The organism is Stieleria varia (assembly GCF_038443385.1).
GTDB lineage: Bacteria > Planctomycetota > Planctomycetia > Pirellulales > Pirellulaceae > Stieleria > Stieleria varia.
Window position 1 is genome coordinate 8,270,795 of sequence record NZ_CP151726.1, and the last position, 18,409, is coordinate 8,289,203.

The following is an 18,409-nucleotide window of genomic DNA, read 5'->3' on the forward strand; positions in this document are numbered from 1 at the left end:
TCACTACAAACAACGTTCTTTCTGTTCAGCCGCAATGCCAAGGAAGCTCATTGCGATGAGGACGGACCAGAGCGATCAGAGTGATCAGAAAACACGTTTCGCGATTCCGATTCGATGGAAATTGCTAGCCACGACGGCAGCGATTGGGCTGGTGGCCGCTCTGATCGCAATCAGTGGATTGTCCAGGATGCAAGCGCTCAATGATCGCATGAACCGAATCGTTGATGTCGCGGCGGCGAAATCCAAGCTGGCTTCCTTGACCAAACAAGAGTTGGTCGCCGCGACGCGTGCTGAGAAAAACATGATCCTTGCGAAAAGCCAAGAGGAGATGGAGCGGCACATGAACACGATCGATCGGACATTGGACGAATTGCAAAAAAACGAAACAGCACTTCGTGCATTGGTATCTGACGAGACCCGGGAACAACTCGATCAATTTCGATCCAAGTGGGACCAATGGCAGTTCAATCATGCTGAACTGCGGCAAATGACCCGACTCAACTCCGATGTGACTGCTCGCATGCTGTCTGTCGGAGACGCGAGAAATCAAATCGACGCCTTGGAGGGCCAACTTGTTCTCATCGGTTCTCAGTCGGACGATCCCGAAGTTCAGCGTATGGTCTTCGAACTTAGCCTTTCCGCCTTGAAACTCCAGCGATTTGAGAAAAACCTGATCCTTGCGTCGACCGCCGAGGCGGTCGACGACTTCAGCGAACACGTTCGTCCTTTGCGACTATCGATCAGCGAGGGACTACAGCGGTTGGCAGAGATCAGCGACGCTCGATTTGACGAGCAGATCACAGCCGCCCAAATGGCGTTGGACAAATACATTGCCCTGACAGAATCGATTCGCAACTACATGGGCGACAGTGGTGACTTCCTCGTTTTTCAGCTCGCATACGGAGTCGGTGAACCGTTGGCCGACGAATCGGAAGAACTATTGAATGCAATCATCGACAGCAGCGAGATGGAAATGACGGAGTTGCAAACGGAGAGCGGAAAAGCATACCGAACAGCTCGCAACGGATTGATCGTGCTCAGTGCGATAGGAATTGCTGTGGGCGTGTTGATTTCGTTTGTGATCGGTGGACGAATCGCCAACGATCTTGGCAAGTTAGCGGCGTACGCACAGGCAGTTCACGATGCACGTGACTTGTCGCGTCCTATTCCGGTCGTCGGTAATGACGAAGTCGGACAGGTTGCCAAAGCATTTGACGGAATGCGAAAAACCGTTTACGCGCAGAACGCCGAAATGGCCTCGCTCAACAGTGCACTGGTTGACAAATCACAGGAGATGGAACAGTTCGTTTATACCGTGTCGCACGACTTGAAATCGCCATTGGTCTCGTGCAAAGGCTTACTCGGATTACTCAAGGAAGACCTTGAGGACGAAGCCTACGATGATGTCATCGACTCGGCAAATCGACTGGAAGCAGCGACCGATCAGTTGAGCAGAATCATTGATGACTTGCTGGAACTGAGTCGTATCGGACGAAAACCTCTTGAGCTCGTCGAGGTGAACGTCCATGCCCTGATGACTCAGTTGGTGCAGGACTTGACTGAGCGTCTTGAGGTCGCAGGCGTCTCGATCTCCGTCGCAGCGAATTTACCCGCGATCCGTGCTGACGAAAGCGATCTTCGCCGAGCGTTTGATAACCTGATCACCAACGCCATCAAATATGCAGCCGACGTGCAGGACCCTAAGATCGAAGTCGGTGGGCTGCAATCCAAGCACGCTGTCAGGTACTTCGTTCGGGACAACGGACCCGGAATCGAACCAGGCTATCAAGAAAAGATTTTTGGTTTGTTCCAGCGACTGGACAACAAAAAAGAAGGAACCGGACTGGGACTTGCATCAGTGCGAAAGATTGCCCGGATGCACGGCGGTCGAGCTTGGGTCGAATCCAAACCGACCGAAGGTGCTACGTTCTGGATCGAGATCCCCGTAAAAGTGTGAGCGAAAAACAAGTGCCTGAACCCAAGGAGAGAATATTGTCCCCCCATTTACTCACGTTCCTGCTGGTGGAAGACGACGACAATCATGCCCACTTGGTGATGCGAAGTCTGCAAAAAGCACGCGTACAGAATCGCGTTTTTCGAGTGTCCGACGGGGCAGAAGCCTTGGCGTTTTTGCGAAGTGAGGGCGATTTCGCAGACACGCCTCACCCAGATGTGGTGCTGCTGGATCTCAATCTGCCAAAACTCAGTGGGCATGAAGTCCTGGCGATCATCAAACAAGACGAACACTTGAAAACCATCCCTGTTGTCGTGATGACGACCTCGGATGCCGAATCCGATCGTGTCAAGGCGTACGAGCATCACGCAAACAGCTACGTCGTCAAACCGCTTGATTTTGACCGCTTTCGCGAATTGGTAAGAGATCTTTGCCTGTACTGGGGTGTCTGGAACGAGCCACCGGAAGGAGAATGAGCGCATGCCACTGGGTAAACATCTGCGTGTCCTGCTCGTAGAGGACAACGAAACTCACGCTCACTTGGTACGTCGACATCTCCAAAAAGCTCAACTGTCCACCATTGATGTCCAACGTGTGGGCACGCTTCGTGACGCCATCGATGCGATTCACACCGACAAATATGATGCCGTGCTACTGGACCTGAGCTTGCCGGACAGCGACATCACGGAAACGCTCGGACGCTTCATCGATACAACTCCCAACGCTGCCATTATCGTATTGACTTCTCTAAACGACCTGGATTTTGCCAGCAAACTGGTTTTGCAAGGTGCCGATGACTTCCTTGTCAAATCGGATATCGATAGCCAAGTCCTCGTGCGGTCGATTCGCTACGCCATCGAACGCAGAAAGAACAAGGTTCAACTTGCTCAGTACGCGAACCAATTGGAAAAGAGAAACGAAGAACTGAAAACGTTCGCTCACACCGTCGCTCACGAAGTCCGGTCGCCGCTGAACATCGTGTCGTGCTGTCTGACCTTGATCGACGAAGACCACCATGATGCTTTGGGCCCTGATAGTGTCGAAGCGATTGCGGACGCCAAGGAAGCCATTGTGGGAATGACCGAGTTGGTCACCGATCTGCTGGAATATTCCCAAGTGGAAAACACGCCATCCGAGCTTTGTAGTGTTGACATGAACGTCGCTTTCCAAGAAGCAATCAGCACACTAAAACACGAAGTGATCGATGCGTCAGCGACAGTCGACTGTGCAACGCTGCCGACCGTCAACGGCAACCCGATTCGACTAAGACAACTGCTAAGAAATCTGCTCTCCAACGCATTGAAATACCGAGATCCTCATCGAAATCCGCAGATCAACGTTGCCGTTCGAGAACAGGAATCGAGCTGGGAATTCTCCGTTTCCGATAACGGACTGGGCATGAGCCCTCAATCAACCCAACAGGTGTTTGCTCCCTTTGTCAGGGCGCACGAGTCGACGGGAATTCCAGGGACAGGAATCGGCCTATCCTTTTGCCAACGTGTGGTCGAAGGCCACGGCGGACGAATTTGGGTAGAATCCGCTGAGGGATCTGGCAGTCGCTTTTGCTTCACACTACCGCGACCGAAATGACTGAACGGACGAGACGAAACAAACTGCGATCACCCAACCGTATTGATCGAATTCGATGCTCCGAAACTTGCCAGCAGTCGAGCCCAAATCGACTCATTCGTTGCTTTCGCCGGCACCGGAGTAACAGATTGAATCTTGAGCGATGCTTCGACAACCTCAGGCTCATTTCGAACGATCACCACGGCAATGTTGTCTCGCCCTCCGCGTTCATTTGCCTTGCCGACCAGGTCGTTAAGCACCGAAACGGTGAACGTGTCCGACCGTAATGCCTCAACGATTTCCGTTTCGTCAACGTGTCTCAATAAACCATCCGTGGTCAGAACAAGCGTATCCCCCTCACTCAGTTCACACTCAGTGAAATCGATCATCATCTCGCCGGGATGGTACCCACCAATGCAGTTATAGAGCAGGTGCGATGTCGACAAGGACACTCGTCGGCTATTCTTGATCAGCTCGGCCATCGTGTGATCATTGGTCAGTTGCTTAAGACTCGAACCACTGTGCAGATAACACCTGCTATCGCCGACGTGTGCGATAAAAACTTTGCCATTCTCAATCAGTGCTACGGTCAATGTGGTTGCCATGCCGTACAAATCGGGGTCCTCGAAACTCCGATCGCTAATGTTGCGATTGCATTGAATGACCGCTCGTCTCAAATCATCTTCAGGAGTCAACTTAATCGACGCTGTTCTGGAACTCTTATCGAACTCGTTACGAAGCGTTTCCACAGCGATTCGTGAGGCAACCTCTCCACCCCGGTGCCCGCCAACACCGTCTGCGACGGCAAGCAATAGTTGATCACCGCCACGCACATTGACGACCGACGAATCGGTTGCCGTGTAACTACGTGGACTGCTGCGAAAACGACTTGCAACCAAAAACTGATCCTCGTTTTTCTTTCTTGCCGCACCTCGGTCAGTAATCGCGAACGTGTTGTATTGAGTTGCCATGACTCCGTTTCCTAATGCATTTTGATCGAACACTGTTTGGCATTTCTGAGAAGCACACATCATGCCAAAGCCCGAAAGACCACAAACGGGGTTGTTTTCATTGACTTTTCTGTTTCCAAGATTCGCTTTCCTGACTGCGAAAGATGTGAGACTTGGAGCCGATGGTATCAACATGGCCAAGATCAGACCGCTGAAGAATCGGAGACGAACGAGCATTGGGAGAACACACTCATCGACGCAAGCCTTTGACAGACAAGGACTTACCACAAGTGATCTAGAACGAGGAACGATTTGGCATGCCGTCTGCCTCTTGATCAAGGGCAGACGTGATCTCCACGATATCGAACGGAACATTCCATTCGGATGGGTGCGTCACAACCATTATCGGAGAGCTGTTCCCATGAATCCCACCATACTGATTGTCGATGACTTGGCCGTTGAACGTGAAATCGTTGCGCGACTGATCAGATCGAACTCTCGGTTTGACGTTGAATTTGCTCGTGATGGGAACGACGCGATGAATGTGCTAAGAGATTCTCGTATCGATGTCATCGTCACCGATCTGATCATGCCCGGAATGGATGGAATGGAACTCACTCTGGCGGCCAACGATGCGTATCCCAGCATCCCAATTCTATTGATGACTGCGTACGACACCGGTCACATTGCCAAGGAAGCTCTCACGAAAGGCGCGGCTAGCTTTGTTCCCAAGACGCAACTCAACGAGCGATTGGTCGGCATCGTCAAGCGACTTGTCAATCGCGGCATTATTGATCGATGCCGAAACTTTGCGGGAAAATGTTTGTCTGAGGGATATTCTTGCTACGAGCTCAGCAATGATCTCTCCATGATTGAACCAGTCGTCAATGCGATACACAGAACCATGACCAGTATGGAAATAGCAAACCCATCGTCGAGAATTCGAACCTGTACCGCGGTGGAGGAAGCGATCCTCAATGCGATTGTCCATGGGAACCTCGAGATAGGCCAGTCGAATTTCATCACGGTTCGCGATCAAGGTAAGATCACCCTCCATCGCACGGTTGATCGCCGCGGCAGAATGCTGAAGTTCCGCGATCGCAAGGTCATCGTGAAAGCAAGCTTTTGTCGGGAGGCAGCAGAGATCAGCATCCAAGATTCCGGAGACGGCTTTGATGTCAACGCGATCGTGGAGGCAAATTCGAGTGATCATTTTCACGATGGTCGGTCGCACGGCTTGGCTTTAATGCACTCACTGGTCGGTCGTGTTCGCTTCAACGATGTCGCCAACGAAGTCACCTTGTCAACTGCGACGGTGGACTTCTAATGTTGACATCGCTAGGATTGCTTGCTCATTCATGCCAGATGTCCCTGCAAGAATCAGCGGCTTCAACGTTCAGCTTTCCGATGAGCGAGTGACCATGTCCAGACCCAAAATTCGAATCTTGCTCGCGGACGATGTGCCAGCAAATCTGAGGGCGATGCAACGACTGTTGGTCAGACGCGGATGCGAAGTGACCACGGCGGCTAACGGGCAAGAGGCGGTCACGATATTTGCCGACGGACACTTTGATGCCGTCCTACTCGATCTACAGATGCCGGTGATGGATGGTTACCAAGCTGCCAATGAAATTCGGAACCATGCACAATCCAATGGTCAGCAGCTCACTCTGATCGCAATGAGCGCTCGCGGGTCAGAATCGGATCGACGAGATTGCGCGAAAGCTGGATTCACTGACTGCGTTCCCAAACCGGTTGACCTGGATTACCTCTTTCGCATCATCGCTCCGACGCCAGCGGATGAATCGCTGGAAAATCTGTCGGACGACATCGAGAACGATGATATCGAGAACATAGCAACAAACCCCGCAGCGCACTCCAGTCATCTTGTGCTCAACAAACCTGCGGCAATGAAACGTTTGCAGGATGACGAAACACTCTACACCCTGTTTGTGAGCCAATTCAAATCTGACGCAGCCTCCATTGCCGCAGAGATCGATGCACAAACGGAGCAAGAGCAGTGGGATCGAACAGCTCATGCAGCACATCGTTTGAGAGGTATCGCTGCGAATTTGGCTGCGGAGCAATTGGAGCAACTGACAGGACAGATTGAGCAGTCTGCGAAACTGCATCATGAAGCCGAAACGAATTCACTGGTCAGCAAACTGCCCATGGCCATGGACAGAGTACGTCGCCGTCTCGACGAACTCGACGTCCCGTAAGCAACCTGCAAACAACCATCCGCGTTTAGCGGGAAATCAACTTCCGTGCACAGTTGGCGATCGCGATGCGTAGCTCGCTGGGCCTGATAGGTTTAGTCACGTACGCATCGGCCCCAAGTTCGATCGCGTGATCGGCGTAGATTCGATCGGATCGGGTGCTGCAAACAATGATCGGAATATCGCCGATCCGGCGATCGCCGACTTGGCGTACGGAACGAATGAGCTCGAATCCACTCCAAACTGGCATTTCGAGGTCTGTGATGATCAAGTCAGGATGGCAAGTGCGTGCCAGTTGCCAACCTGCGTAACCATCTTGTGCGGTGATGCACCTGCATCCCAAACGCTCAAGTAGATTGGAAAGCAACCAGCGAAAGACACGAGTATCGTCAATCGCCAAGACATTGGGGCGGTAGTTCGGTTTGGTCAAGTTTTCCTGCAGGATCATTTCATCTTCTCCGTAGCATTTTCTACTGCCGCAAACTCCGTGCCATTGGTGTCTTGCAGTTGACCGCTGGCACCAAGGGCTACAGACAGCTTGCTGCAGATTGGGCGTTCTGGCATACAAGTTGCTTCCCTTCCTCTAACAAACCGGATGCTTTGGCAGACGCTGGTCTGACGTTCCGGGTAGTCGATAGGGATCGGAGATCAACATGTTTTGTCGAATCAGCAACTGCATCGTATCCATTGCAACACTTGCATTTGTTTTCCTTCTGCCCGTCGGCGCATCCGCGGAGATTCGTCACTGGGAGGATGCGAGTGGCTTGTATTCAGTCGACGCCGACTTTGTAACGTCAGACGACAAACTAGTCGTGCTTGCCAAGGAAGATGGCGAATTGGTAGTGCTGCGCCGCGACGAGCTTTCCACGGCGGACCGAGAGTTCCTGACGGAACTGTTGGCGCGACGAACGAAAGCTGCCGAATCCTCCGAGCTCGCCGGCGAAGGCATCTCGAGATGGAAACTTCTCGATGGCTCCATCATTCAAGGGGAACTGGTGGGATTCGGTGACCAGAAGCTCATCGTAAAACGCGAAAGAGGCGATCTCTATGTCAATGAATACAAACTCGACGCGTTGCCAATGGCGTACGAGAAAGTCGTGCCGCATGTCGTTTCCGCTATCGACGGCAAGCCACTTGAGAACTTGAATGAACTGGAGAAGCACCTCGCCGATGGCGGTGGAGGTCCATTCGAGTACGACATCGAAGGTGTGCAACTGAAGCTCGCCGAAGGCGGCGCGATCACGATTCCATTACCGTTGCTGGCCTCGGAAGAGGCAAAAGCCATCATGCCTGGTTTCACACGCTGGAAAGCCGCCCGAGCGGAGGAAGTTGCTGAAGAGGACCGGTACGAAGCGGAGACCCGTGAACGTCTTGCTCTGGATAGCTATCAGCGTCTCCGACAAAGAGAATCCATTCGCGATCGCCAATTCAAAATGATGGAACTGGGACTGCTACAAGTCGGAACGGGCATCGTGGATGTTTGGGAGGTCGCACTGTTTCCCAATAATGCCTACGGTTATCCACGGTCCGTTGTGGTCTCTGCACGCGACAGTTTGGCCGCGCAGCAAATGGCCCATCAGCGATATCCCCGTTGGCGTGTGGGAGCGGTTCGCAAACTGAGTCGTTGAAGATCGAGTGCGAAACTTAGAGATTGAACGCGGACCGAAGCTCTTCGATCACATTATCGTCCATCGCCACGACGTTGCCGATCGCCTTGGCGTTGATCACGGCCTCAGCGGTCGATTCCAGCACTTCCAATCGATCGAAAACGTCCAAAACATTGCTGCCGGTGACGATCACTCCATCGTTTTCCAGCATCGCAGCGGGAGATTCGACGGACAGATAGTCCGCTATCTTGCCGTCGGATCGATACTGAACGCCGTAGGGAACTCGCTTGACGTCACGCAGAAAAACGTAGCTTTCGGGGATCGTGCGGACATCAAAATTGGAATCCGTCACGCTGAAAGCGGTAGCATTCACCGGATGTGCAAAAACGATCGCGTGGACATTGGGGTGGCGTTGGTAGATCGCTTGGTGGGCGTTTGCAGCGCGACTTGCCAGTTTTCCCGCCTCGCGTTTTTCTCCATCGACGAGAACCAAGTCCTCGACGTCCAATAACTCACGATCGCATCGAGTGGGAGTGATCAAGAAACTCTCGCGATCGACACGCGCGGAAAAGCTGCCTTCGGTACTGATCAACAAACGTTGGCGACAGCCTCGTCGAATGAACAAGCAGAGCTGCCGCCGCAATTCCCGTTCGGTCGCGGTGGCAACCGGGGGATCAAATGACTCAAAGTCCACGCTGCGTTGAGCGGCCTGATTCAATTGGCTATCCGTCAGGTAGCGAACGTCGCCAAGCTGGCCTGCTTTGACCAAGGTTTTTCCCGCAAACTCGAACGCCTCGAAACGCTGAAAAGCATGAGCCAAGCTGTCGCCGCCAACAACGACACCGTGGTTTTCTAGAATCACGCTGTCGGCACCTTGGGCAAAGGTTGCCGCAATGTTCGCCCCCAGTTGCTCGCTGCCTGGACATGCGTATGGCGCAAACCCCAGGTTGCCGCAGACACTGTGGGCTTGATGAAACAGCTTTGTGTTGGGTGTCTCTCGGCAAATACTGAACGCGACCAGGGCAACCGGATGGGCATGAACGATCGCGCGAATGTCCGGGCGAGCCTCATAAATCGCACGGTGAAAGGGGAACTCCGAGGACGGCCGATGTAGCCCGTCGATCGATCCATCGCTGAGTACCCGAACGACGTCGGCACGAGTCAAGTTTCCTTTGTCGACCCGCGCGGGCGAAATCCATACGTCACCGTTCTCATCTCGAATGGACAGGTTCCCTCCCGACGTGGTGGTCATGCGGTAACGATAGATGCGATCCATCGTTTGCATGATTTCATCACGCGGGTGAATCAGACTGCGAGTAGAGTTCATGTGATTCTTTCGGAACCTGTTCACAAGAGAGTATGCTCAGCCCAACGGTCGGACGATCGACGTGCTGCGATAATAATCCATCAGAGTTTCGATCGACAGTACGCCGCCACCCATGCCGCTCTTGTTCACCCCGCCGTAGGGCACGCCGTGAGCAAAGACGTTGTGGGCGTTGATCCAACTGTTGCCCGCGACCATCGACTCAGCGACGCGAGCGGCACGCCGGGAATCCTTTGTCCATACACTGTTGGCCAGACCGTAGTCAGTGTCGTTGACCATCTCGATGGCTTGCTCCTCCGTTTCAAACGTAGCCAAGTAAGCGACGGGGCCAAAGATTTCCTCGCGTGCGGCCACGTTGTCGAGCGTTCCGGCCAGCAACGCAGGCTGAACATAGTTGCCCTCGTAGCCCTCGACCGTGGCCGCGCCACCGCCGACGAGACACTCGGCTCCCTCGGCGATCCCCTTTTCTTGGTAACCCAAAACGCGGGCACATTGTTTGGCGTTCACGACCGGCCCCATCTGGCTGTTGGGATCCAGGGGGTGTCCGATGCGGACGTTGGATAAATGCTTTTTGCATTCGTCGACAAACTCATCGTAGATGTCTCGATGGATCAACCAACGCGTTGCATCACAGCAAACCTGGCCTGTGTGAAAAGTGATCGCGCCGACAAGTTTTTGCGCCGTGTCGGCAACGTCCACATCGTCAAACACCACGGCTGCTCCCTTGCCGCCCAGCTCCAACTTGACCGGTACCAGGTTTCGCCCGCAGGCTTCTCCCACCAATCGGCCGACTTCCGGTGAACCGGTGAACGACATGCGTTTGATCTTGGTGTTGTTGGTCAATGCGGCTCCGGCCGTCGCACCGGCGCCAGTCACGACGTTGATGACGCCATCAGGCACCCCGACTTCTTTGGCAAGCTGAGCGAGATACAGGGCCGAAAGCGATGTGTCTTCTGCCGGTTTGATCACCACGGTGTTTCCCGCTGCCAGTGCCGGAGATATCCCCCAACCGATCAGCAGAAAGGGAAAGTTCCACGGAAAGATGAACGCACACGCTCCCCAAGGTTGCTTGTGCGTCCACGCGTCATAGCCGTCGACGTCCAGCTTGTTGCGTACTTGCACGTCACCGGCAAGTTTGACGAAATATCTCAGAGTATCGATGAAATTCTGGACATCGCCTTGAGCCTGGGCTTCGATCTTGCCCGCATCAAGAGCTTCGATTTGTGCGATGATCGGCTTGTGTTCTGACACGGCATCGGCCAAACGCAATAGGATCGCCGATCGATCGGCGACCGACAGACCCGCCCATGCCGGGAATGCGGCGGCGGCGACATCGACTGCCTCGTCGATCGCGGCAGCGTCCAGGTCATGGATCTCCGCAAGCTTTTCGCCCGAGCCCGGATCGATCGTCGCGATGGTTGCGCCGCTGGCAGACTCGATATCTTTGCCACCAACAAACGCCGGAAAGACACCTCGTTTGAGAAACGCTTCGACTTCCGGCAGCATTCGGGTTTCAGTAACGGTGCTCATGGCATGGTCCTCAATCAGTTGGAAAGGGCAGGGGAGGGCAGCTTCACAGCGGATTTCTATGTATCAAGGGACGTGCGGAAAATAAGTGTCGCGAAATCCACGGAGCAATCATCGCTCCGCGTGATTTTGGCAAACAGACAGGACACTTATTTTTCGCACGTCCCACGATGCATTGTCGCAAAGCTGAAACGAGTTGTTCTTGTCTCGGTAGGTAATCTGCCTGCCCGATCGTGTTCCTCATCTCATCGGGATCGGACTGCAGGCCATACAATTCTATCGTAGCAGCGCGGCCACCGTGGTTCTGTGGATTCATTTCCGCCAGGTCTTGGTCTTCCGTCATGACAAACATCACGTCTGGGTGTTTTCCTTTCCCCGCCCCCCCATCATTGTCGCCCGCATTCCGTTTCGCCGGTGCCTAGCCCGGATTATTCATAACCCGACGCGTAAGCGAGGGATACTCGGTAAATCCCTCGCTGACGCGTCGGGTTATGAAAACGATGTCACCACTCATTGTCAACAATCTGTTTGCGCTAAAATCAATCATCCGCATGAATAATCCCGGCTAGCGATCGGGCAGCTCAAACACCGCGATCGATTCGATCATCATCTCGCCCGCCTTGGCGTATTTGTCGTAGGTCGCAAACGGATCGAAGCGGATTTTCGTCACGGGACCCTTTTCTGTGATCAAAAACAAATACGCGTTGACTTGCTCCGTCGCCATCAACATTCGCTTGGTCTGCTGGGTGGCGTTGAATCCGTTGTTCGGACCCGCCCAGAAAAACTGACTGGTCGCACCGTTGGCTGGCAAAGCTCTCAACTCGATCACCAAGCGTCCCGTCGCGGGCGTTGGCAATCTGACCGCCATCTGTGAGTCGTCGCCGGTGGCAACCAAATAAGACAGCCCATCACGCTGTTCGATCTCCACGTTCTTGCGATCAAACCATTTGTCCAAGTCCGTCGTCTTGGTGAAATCCCAACGGGCGAGTTCTTTGGCCCCCGTCAAATCGATCTTCAGCGGATTGATCGAGTTGTCCTTCGGCTTGGAGGTTTTCAATGCAACCGCTGCCGCCTTGGGTGCTCCGGTGGAACGAAACGTGTAACTGCCGGATCCCACGGCCAACGCAGCCAGTGAGTCCTGGATCTGGATCAATCGAACATTCGAATTGCCCTCGATCGGCATTCCGCCTTCGGTAATCTCCGACGCCTGTGTCGCGGGCAGGTAGACCGTTGCGTTGGTGTTCGCGGGGATCGTGACATTCAGTTCAAACGTTCCTGCGGCGAGTTTCCATTCACTACGAATCGGCCCACGAATCGAATCGTAGGACGCACGCACCCAATCAATCGAATCGTGCATGGCATTGCTGCCTAGCGTCGGCGGATGGGGATGAATCGTAATGTGTTTGTACCCCGGTCCATCAGACGAGATCCCTGCCAGCGTTTCAAACATCCATTCACAAACGGCACCGAACGCGTAGTGAGAGAACGAGTTCATCGCCGCGTTGTGACGACCAAACGCGTCTTCTTTGGTGTAGCTGTCCCAGCGTTCCCAAATCGTGGTGGCTCCATTCTGGATCTCGTAACCCCAGGATGGAAACTCTCGCGACTGCAGCAGGAAGGTGGCCAAGTCATGCTGTCCGGCACTGGAAAGCACCGGCAGCAAAGGTCGCGTGCCGAGAAACCCCGTGGCCATGTGATTGCCGTTCTCCGATAACATCTCGGCCAACCGACGGCCGGTGGCTTCGCGTTGATCCTCCGGTATCAAATCGGCAAACAGCGCCAACGCCTGTGCGGTTTGCGTGTTCACGTTGATGCTGCCATCAGCTTGCAAGTACTTTGCTTGAAACGCTTTCTTGGTTCGCTGAAACTGATCGCGGTACGCCGCGGCTTCGTCCTCTCGTCCGATCGCCGCGGCCATCTCCGACATCATCTTGGCCGAAATGGCAAAGTAAACCGAGTCGACATAGTCCAACGGCGTCTCAGCACCTTGAGCCAACCAGTCGCCCCACGCGTTTCCGTGCGCGACGCCCAAGTCGTTGACGCTTGTCGCGGCACGCCACTTCATGAAATCCGTCATCGGCTGCCAACACGTTTCGATCACTCGCGTGTCCCCGTAGGCTTGCCACAACGTCCAAGGACAAATCACGCCGGCGTCAGCCCACGCGGTTCCAAAATCCCAACCGTGCTGAAAAGGAAACGGCGCGTAGCCCGGAAACGCGCCACTGGGTCGTTGCGATTCCATCAACTCACGCAGCCACTTCGTATAAAACGCACCGATGTCCGCGTTGTAGGCCGCCGTCGCCACGTAGGCTTGGGCGTCGCCCGTCCACCCCATCCGCTCGTCTCGTTGCGGACAGTCGGTGGGCAGGTCCAAGAAATTTGATCGCTGTGTCCAAAGGACGTTTTGAAAAAGCTGATTGACCATCGGATCACTGCATGCGAACTCGCTGGTCATCGGCGTGTCACTGTGCATCACCAGTCCGGTGACAGTTTCCAAAGTGGGTTCACCGGGGAAATTCTGCAACTCCACGAATTGGAATCCGTGGAACGTAAACCGCGGCTGATAGACTTCGCCCTCCGGGTCACCCTTGAGCGTATAAAAATCCGTCGCCCGAGCCTTGCGGAGGTTCTCCGTCATCAATCGACCATCGGGATGCAACATTTCGCCGTAGCGGATTTGCACGTGTGTCCCGGCGGGTCCCTTGAGCTTCAAGCGAATGACGCCGGCAAAGTTTTGCCCGAGATCAAACACATAGGTTCCAGGTTCGCGAGCCGTCATCTTTCGCGCGGGCAACTCTTGTGTGATACGGACCGGTACTCCAGGAAAGGACTCCAGTTTGGGGCGTTTGAATCCGAGATCGATCGGCTCACCGAGAATGCGTGGACCGCCCCCGGCACGTTCTGGGTTTCGTCCTTGATAAAAAGTGGCCGCAATCTTGCCGGTAGACTCAGCCGCGATCGCCGAGGACCATTTCGAATCATCAAAACCGGGTGCCGACCATCCGGGCATTTCGGCGCGTGCGTCGTATGCCTCGCCCATCAACAAGTCGGCTTCCTGGATCGGACCGTCGCCGGTGACCCGCCATGACGGATCGGTTCCGATCGTTTGACGCGATCCGTCCGTGTATTCGATCTCCAGTTGAGCCATCCACGCCGGTGTCTTGCCGTAGGTGGCGCGGCCCGTTTTCTCCGTTCCCATCCCCGTCAACAATCCGAAACCGACGTATCCGCTGTACCAACCATCTGCCACCCAGGCCCCCAAGGCATTCTCGCCGCCGCGGACCAAGCCGGTAACATCGTAGGTGTTGTAGTACGCACGTTGATCGTAGTCCGTCCACCCCGGTGCAAAGTAAGCATCACCGACACGTTGCCCATTGAGATGTAGTTCATAGATTCCCAACGCTGTCGAATAAATCGTCGCTCGGGCGATCTGTTTTGACTCACCATTCTGCGTCGCAAACTCCTTGCGATACTGCCTCGCCGAAGGCAAATGCAACTCATTCACGTCCGTATGAACGGAAACCGTATCTGAGTAACTGATGTACTGAGCAGACCAATCCGATTCAGCCAACAGCCCCATCGACCACGAGGCCGATTCACTCCAAACCGGAGCAGGTAAATCATTGCACCAGACTTGCACCTTCCAGAAACACTGTTGACGAGATTGCAACGGCAGACCGGCATACTCGATAAACAATGTTTGATCCGACTCGACTTTTCCCGAGTCCCAGATGTCCGCCACCTCGGCATCAAGCCTTTCCTGAGTCGACGCCACAAGGACTCGATAGGCGGTTTGGCGAACGCCGCGTCCGTCAGACTCTATTCGATAGCTGAGCCGTGGCTTGATCGAGTCAATGCCGATGGGGTCTTGCAAGTACTCGCAACGCAGACGCGTCGGCCGCGTGGAGTCGGCACGCGCCGCCCCGGCGATCGAAACCAAACCCAAAAGCAAAGTGAGACAAATGGAGGTGAAGACAGAGTGCATGTTGAGCGTCTGAAGGAGAAGGAAAACGAATGGCGATTTACTGGAACGCGAGGGTGAACCGTGGCTTGACCTTGATTGGGAACGATGCCAATACCAGCACGAACCGCAAGCGAGTGAATAAAACGCCGCGAATCACTCGCTTGCGCGTCGTGCTGGCATGCAGGCTCAAAGTCGCGATTCTGGAACTACCATTTAGATCTCGACTTCTCCTGCGTCGACAGGCAAATCTCGACTCATCCACATCGGCGTCGCGATGAACCAAACGATCGTGCCGGCAAGCGCCGTCCATTTCACGGCATCAAGCCCGACAAGACCGAGAAAATACCCCAAGCAGGGCAACATCACGGCGGCCAAGGACACCAAGGAAATCAGTTTTACGATGGGAGTCATGTGGCTTTCCTGGGTTCAAATTTGTGCGTTGGACGCGGCTTCGTTCGACGGTTTCTGCATCACCTTGCTGAGCAGCAAGTACAGCACGCCACACGCGAGCCAGCAGGGGACGACGGCATAGGCTGCGAACAATCCTTGCCAAAAGATCAAGTACAACCCGACGGCGACGGGCAACAGCCAAGCCAACATCACAGCGACGTTGACGGATTGCCCATGGCGCGCTGCGTACTCGTCACGCATGCCAAACCTTTTCAACAAGTAGAAATCCACGCAGATGACCGCGCCCATCGGACCCAAGACTGTCCCATATGTTCCCACAAACCCGAGCAACTGCGCCGAGAGATTGGGGAAAGCGCCTGCGAGCGTCGCAACCGCTCCAGCGACCAACGTCATCGTCGTTCGCGAACTCTTGGGCAAGATGCCTTGGAAAGCCAAACCGGCACGATAGATCGTCGGATTCGCCGTCGTCCATCCCGCGATCACCACGCAGATGATGCCCGTCCAACCGAGTGATTGAAATGCCAACAGACCTGGATTGGCGACAACCTTGCCATCGTCTCCCAGAGCCATCGCAGACTGAGTCTTGATCAGCGCTGCCAACAGCAGGGCTGCTGCGATCCAGGCCATGTAGTGTCCCAAAAACATGCCGATCGATGGTGCCCATCCCGACGCCTTGCTCTTGGCAAAACGAAAGATCGACAAGTCCGCCATGCCGAAATGCATCGCGCCGTTGCACAGCCAAGCAAAAACGACAATCTTCCAAAAGCCGAACGTTTCCGTGCCATTCTTTTCCTGCACAAAAGCAACCGCATCCGTCCAGAATTTTCCTTCCGTGATGGACGACCAATTCGTCGCGCCCATCTGACCCATGGCCACGATTCCGCACGCGGCGAATACGGCGATCATCCAGGGCGCAGCAATGTTGGCCACGCGAGCCACTCGCTGATAACCACCCGCGGCGACCAATGCGATGACCACCCCGACGATGAACACCAACGCGGTGAAAGCTGGATTGCTGAGCCCAAACATTGATTCGGGCACATCGAACTTGATGTCAAACGGCACGCCGACTGCCGAAGCGGAGACGGTGACCATCGCGCCGGCCAAAAAACAGAACAGCAAGCCGTTGACCAAGTTGTAAAACTTGACCAAAGAACCACCAGCGATGCGTTCGAGCTGGTAGTACAACGTGTACCGTTTGGCCATCGCGATCGGGGTGACCAAGAATCGCCATGTCAGCACCGCCAACAGGTTTCCCAGCAACAAACCGAGGATCAAATCCTGCAAGCTCGCACCGGCGGCCAGAAACAACGGGCCGATCATGAACTCGGTGCCCGCCGCATGCTCGCCCGCGTACATACCCCAGAACTTGCCCGAGCCCAACAACGCCGAATCTGGCACGCGTTCGCGTTCAAACTCACCGCCTGAATCCGATCCGCTCGGATCCGAGTTTTCTTCACTCATCCAACGACTCTCCTAAGCCACCTGTGAGAAACCGAAATCAAACCACCGCCGACTGGTCATTACGTTGGGACAGCACATCCGACTCGTACTGGCGAACGTTCTGCAACCAATCCGCGCCGACAGGCACATCCGACATCAGACAAAACTGATCCCAAACGGCCCCCAGCGGCATCATCTTTTGTTCTTCCATCAGTGCCAAGCGAGTGGTGTAGTCACCTTCACGCTCGGCCCGCTGCAACGTCTCGGTCGGCTCCAACAACGCCGCCAACAACGCCTTCAACGCGTTGCGTGTTCCGATCACCCAAGCCGCAACGCGGTTGATCGAGGCGTCAAAGAAATCCAGTCCGATGTGGACACGGTCCAGATACTGCCCCCGAACAATCTCCTGCATGATGGCCTGCAGCTCGTCGCTGAACGTCACGACGTGGTCACTGTCCCAGCGGACACCACGGCTGACATGCAGCAACAGCTCGGGTACGTACATCAACACCGAAGAAATCTTGTCCGAGATGACCTCAGTGGGATGAAAATGCCCAGCGTCCAGGCACAACGTCTTGTTTCTTGAGATCGCGTAGCCCAAATAAAACTCGTGTGATCCGACGACGTAGCTTTCCGATCCGATACCGAACAACTTGCACTCGACGGCATCGAGCAACTTGTCCGTGTCGATCACCTCGTCAAAGATTTCGTCCAGTGATGCGGCAAGTCTCTCCCGAGGTGCCTTGCGACACGCGGGCGAGTCCTTGTAGCCATCGGGCACCCAAAAGTTGTTCACGCAGGGAGTGCCTTGAGCCCCGCCCATCGCGGCAGCGATTTTTCGACAAGCGATGCCGTGGTCGATCCAGAACTGCCGAACGCCAGAATCGGAATGGGAAAGCGTGAATCCATCGTCGGCTTTCTCATGCGAGAAGTAACTCGGATTGAAATCCAGCTTTACCTCTTCGCTACGAGCCCAATCAATCCAACCTTGAAAATGAGTGACATCGATTTCATCGCGATCGACTTGACCAGAGAACTCACCGTACAGGGCGTGCAGATTCAAACGATGACGACCTGGGATTAGCGAGTACGCCAACTGGAGATCGCTCCGCAACTCATCCGCGTTTCTGGCGCGACCGGGATAGTTTCCTGTCACAGCCAACCCGCTGCCGAGCGCGACATCGGTGGCTTCGAACCCGGCCACGTCATCGCCCTGCCAACAATGGACCGAGATCGCGACTTGACGCAGACTTTGGATCGCCCGATCAACGTCCACGCCGATCGACGCATAACGTTCCTTGGCAAGAGCAAAGGCCTTTTCGATTTGCTCCACTTTCGTCATCTCAAATACTTTCGTGGAAAAAAAGGGTGTTCACGAGTGCCCCACAAGATAGCCGACCCACCGTTGCCGCGTGAGCGCGGCGTCTGCGGTCTTAGCACA

Annotated in this window: 14 protein-coding genes; 6 read left to right on the forward strand and 8 right to left on the reverse strand. The window is 54.7% G+C overall.

What is annotated here, in order from left to right:
• Positions 1-34 precede the first annotated feature (34 nt).
• From Pla52nx_RS27900 to Pla52nx_RS27910, 3 genes are read left to right on the forward strand one after another with little or no spacing between them, the layout of a single operon-like run.
• Complete coding sequence (locus Pla52nx_RS27900) at positions 35-1,957, forward strand: ATP-binding protein (protein ID WP_146521953.1); 1,923 nt, start codon at positions 35-37, stop codon at positions 1,955-1,957.
• A gap of 35 nt (positions 1,958-1,992) precedes the next feature.
• Positions 1,993-2,430, forward strand: coding sequence for a response regulator (locus tag Pla52nx_RS27905; RefSeq protein WP_342190274.1), 438 nt, complete (start codon positions 1,993-1,995; stop codon positions 2,428-2,430).
• A gap of 4 nt (positions 2,431-2,434) precedes the next feature.
• Positions 2,435-3,544 (forward strand): sensor histidine kinase, encoded by a 1,110-nt coding sequence (locus Pla52nx_RS27910; RefSeq protein ID WP_146521952.1) that lies wholly within the window; start codon positions 2,435-2,437, stop codon positions 3,542-3,544.
• A 29-nt stretch (positions 3,545-3,573) separates the two neighbouring features.
• On the opposite strand, the gene Pla52nx_RS27915 is transcribed toward Pla52nx_RS27910, so the two are convergent.
• Entirely contained in the window at positions 3,574-4,494 is a 921-nt protein-coding gene (locus tag Pla52nx_RS27915) for a PP2C family protein-serine/threonine phosphatase (protein WP_197454875.1), read from the reverse strand.
• A 400-nt stretch (positions 4,495-4,894) separates the two neighbouring features.
• On the opposite strand from Pla52nx_RS27915, the gene Pla52nx_RS27920 reads away from it, so the two are divergent.
• Complete coding sequence (locus Pla52nx_RS27920; protein WP_197454874.1) at positions 4,895-5,800, forward strand: response regulator; 906 nt, start codon at positions 4,895-4,897, stop codon at positions 5,798-5,800.
• Between the two features lie 94 nt (positions 5,801-5,894).
• Positions 5,895-6,695, forward strand: coding sequence for a response regulator (locus Pla52nx_RS27925; protein ID WP_197454873.1), 801 nt, complete (start codon positions 5,895-5,897; stop codon positions 6,693-6,695).
• A 25-nt stretch (positions 6,696-6,720) separates the two neighbouring features.
• Here the strand turns inward: Pla52nx_RS27925 and Pla52nx_RS27930 are convergent, their stop codons facing one another.
• Positions 6,721-7,140 (reverse strand): response regulator, encoded by a 420-nt coding sequence (locus Pla52nx_RS27930; protein ID WP_146521949.1) that lies wholly within the window; start codon positions 7,138-7,140, stop codon positions 6,721-6,723.
• Between the two features lie 205 nt (positions 7,141-7,345).
• Between Pla52nx_RS27930 and Pla52nx_RS27935 the strand changes: the two genes are divergently transcribed.
• Positions 7,346-8,320, forward strand: coding sequence for an SHD1 domain-containing protein (locus Pla52nx_RS27935; protein ID WP_146521948.1), 975 nt, complete (start codon positions 7,346-7,348; stop codon positions 8,318-8,320).
• A gap of 16 nt (positions 8,321-8,336) precedes the next feature.
• Here Pla52nx_RS27935 and Pla52nx_RS27940 read toward each other — a convergent pair whose 3' ends face one another.
• The 6 genes from Pla52nx_RS27940 to Pla52nx_RS27965 form a co-directional block, all read right to left on the reverse strand.
• Positions 8,337-9,626 (reverse strand): class II aldolase/adducin family protein, encoded by a 1,290-nt coding sequence (locus Pla52nx_RS27940; protein ID WP_146521947.1) that lies wholly within the window; start codon positions 9,624-9,626, stop codon positions 8,337-8,339.
• A gap of 36 nt (positions 9,627-9,662) precedes the next feature.
• Positions 9,663-11,153, reverse strand: a complete 1,491-nt coding sequence (locus Pla52nx_RS27945; protein WP_146521946.1) for an aldehyde dehydrogenase family protein — start codon at positions 11,151-11,153, stop codon at positions 9,663-9,665.
• Between the two features lie 562 nt (positions 11,154-11,715).
• Entirely contained in the window at positions 11,716-15,135 is a 3,420-nt protein-coding gene (locus Pla52nx_RS27950; RefSeq protein WP_146521945.1) for a glycoside hydrolase family 78 protein, read from the reverse strand.
• A gap of 192 nt (positions 15,136-15,327) precedes the next feature.
• A complete protein-coding gene (locus Pla52nx_RS27955; protein WP_146521944.1) occupies positions 15,328-15,525 on the reverse strand; it encodes a hypothetical protein in 198 nt (65 codons plus the stop codon).
• 15 nt (positions 15,526-15,540) lie between these two features.
• Positions 15,541-16,989, reverse strand: coding sequence for a purine-cytosine permease family protein (locus Pla52nx_RS27960; protein WP_146521943.1), 1,449 nt, complete (start codon positions 16,987-16,989; stop codon positions 15,541-15,543).
• A 37-nt stretch (positions 16,990-17,026) separates the two neighbouring features.
• A complete protein-coding gene (locus Pla52nx_RS27965) occupies positions 17,027-18,310 on the reverse strand; it encodes an L-rhamnose isomerase (RefSeq protein WP_146521942.1) in 1,284 nt (427 codons plus the stop codon).
• Positions 18,311-18,409: the final 99 nt, after the last annotated feature.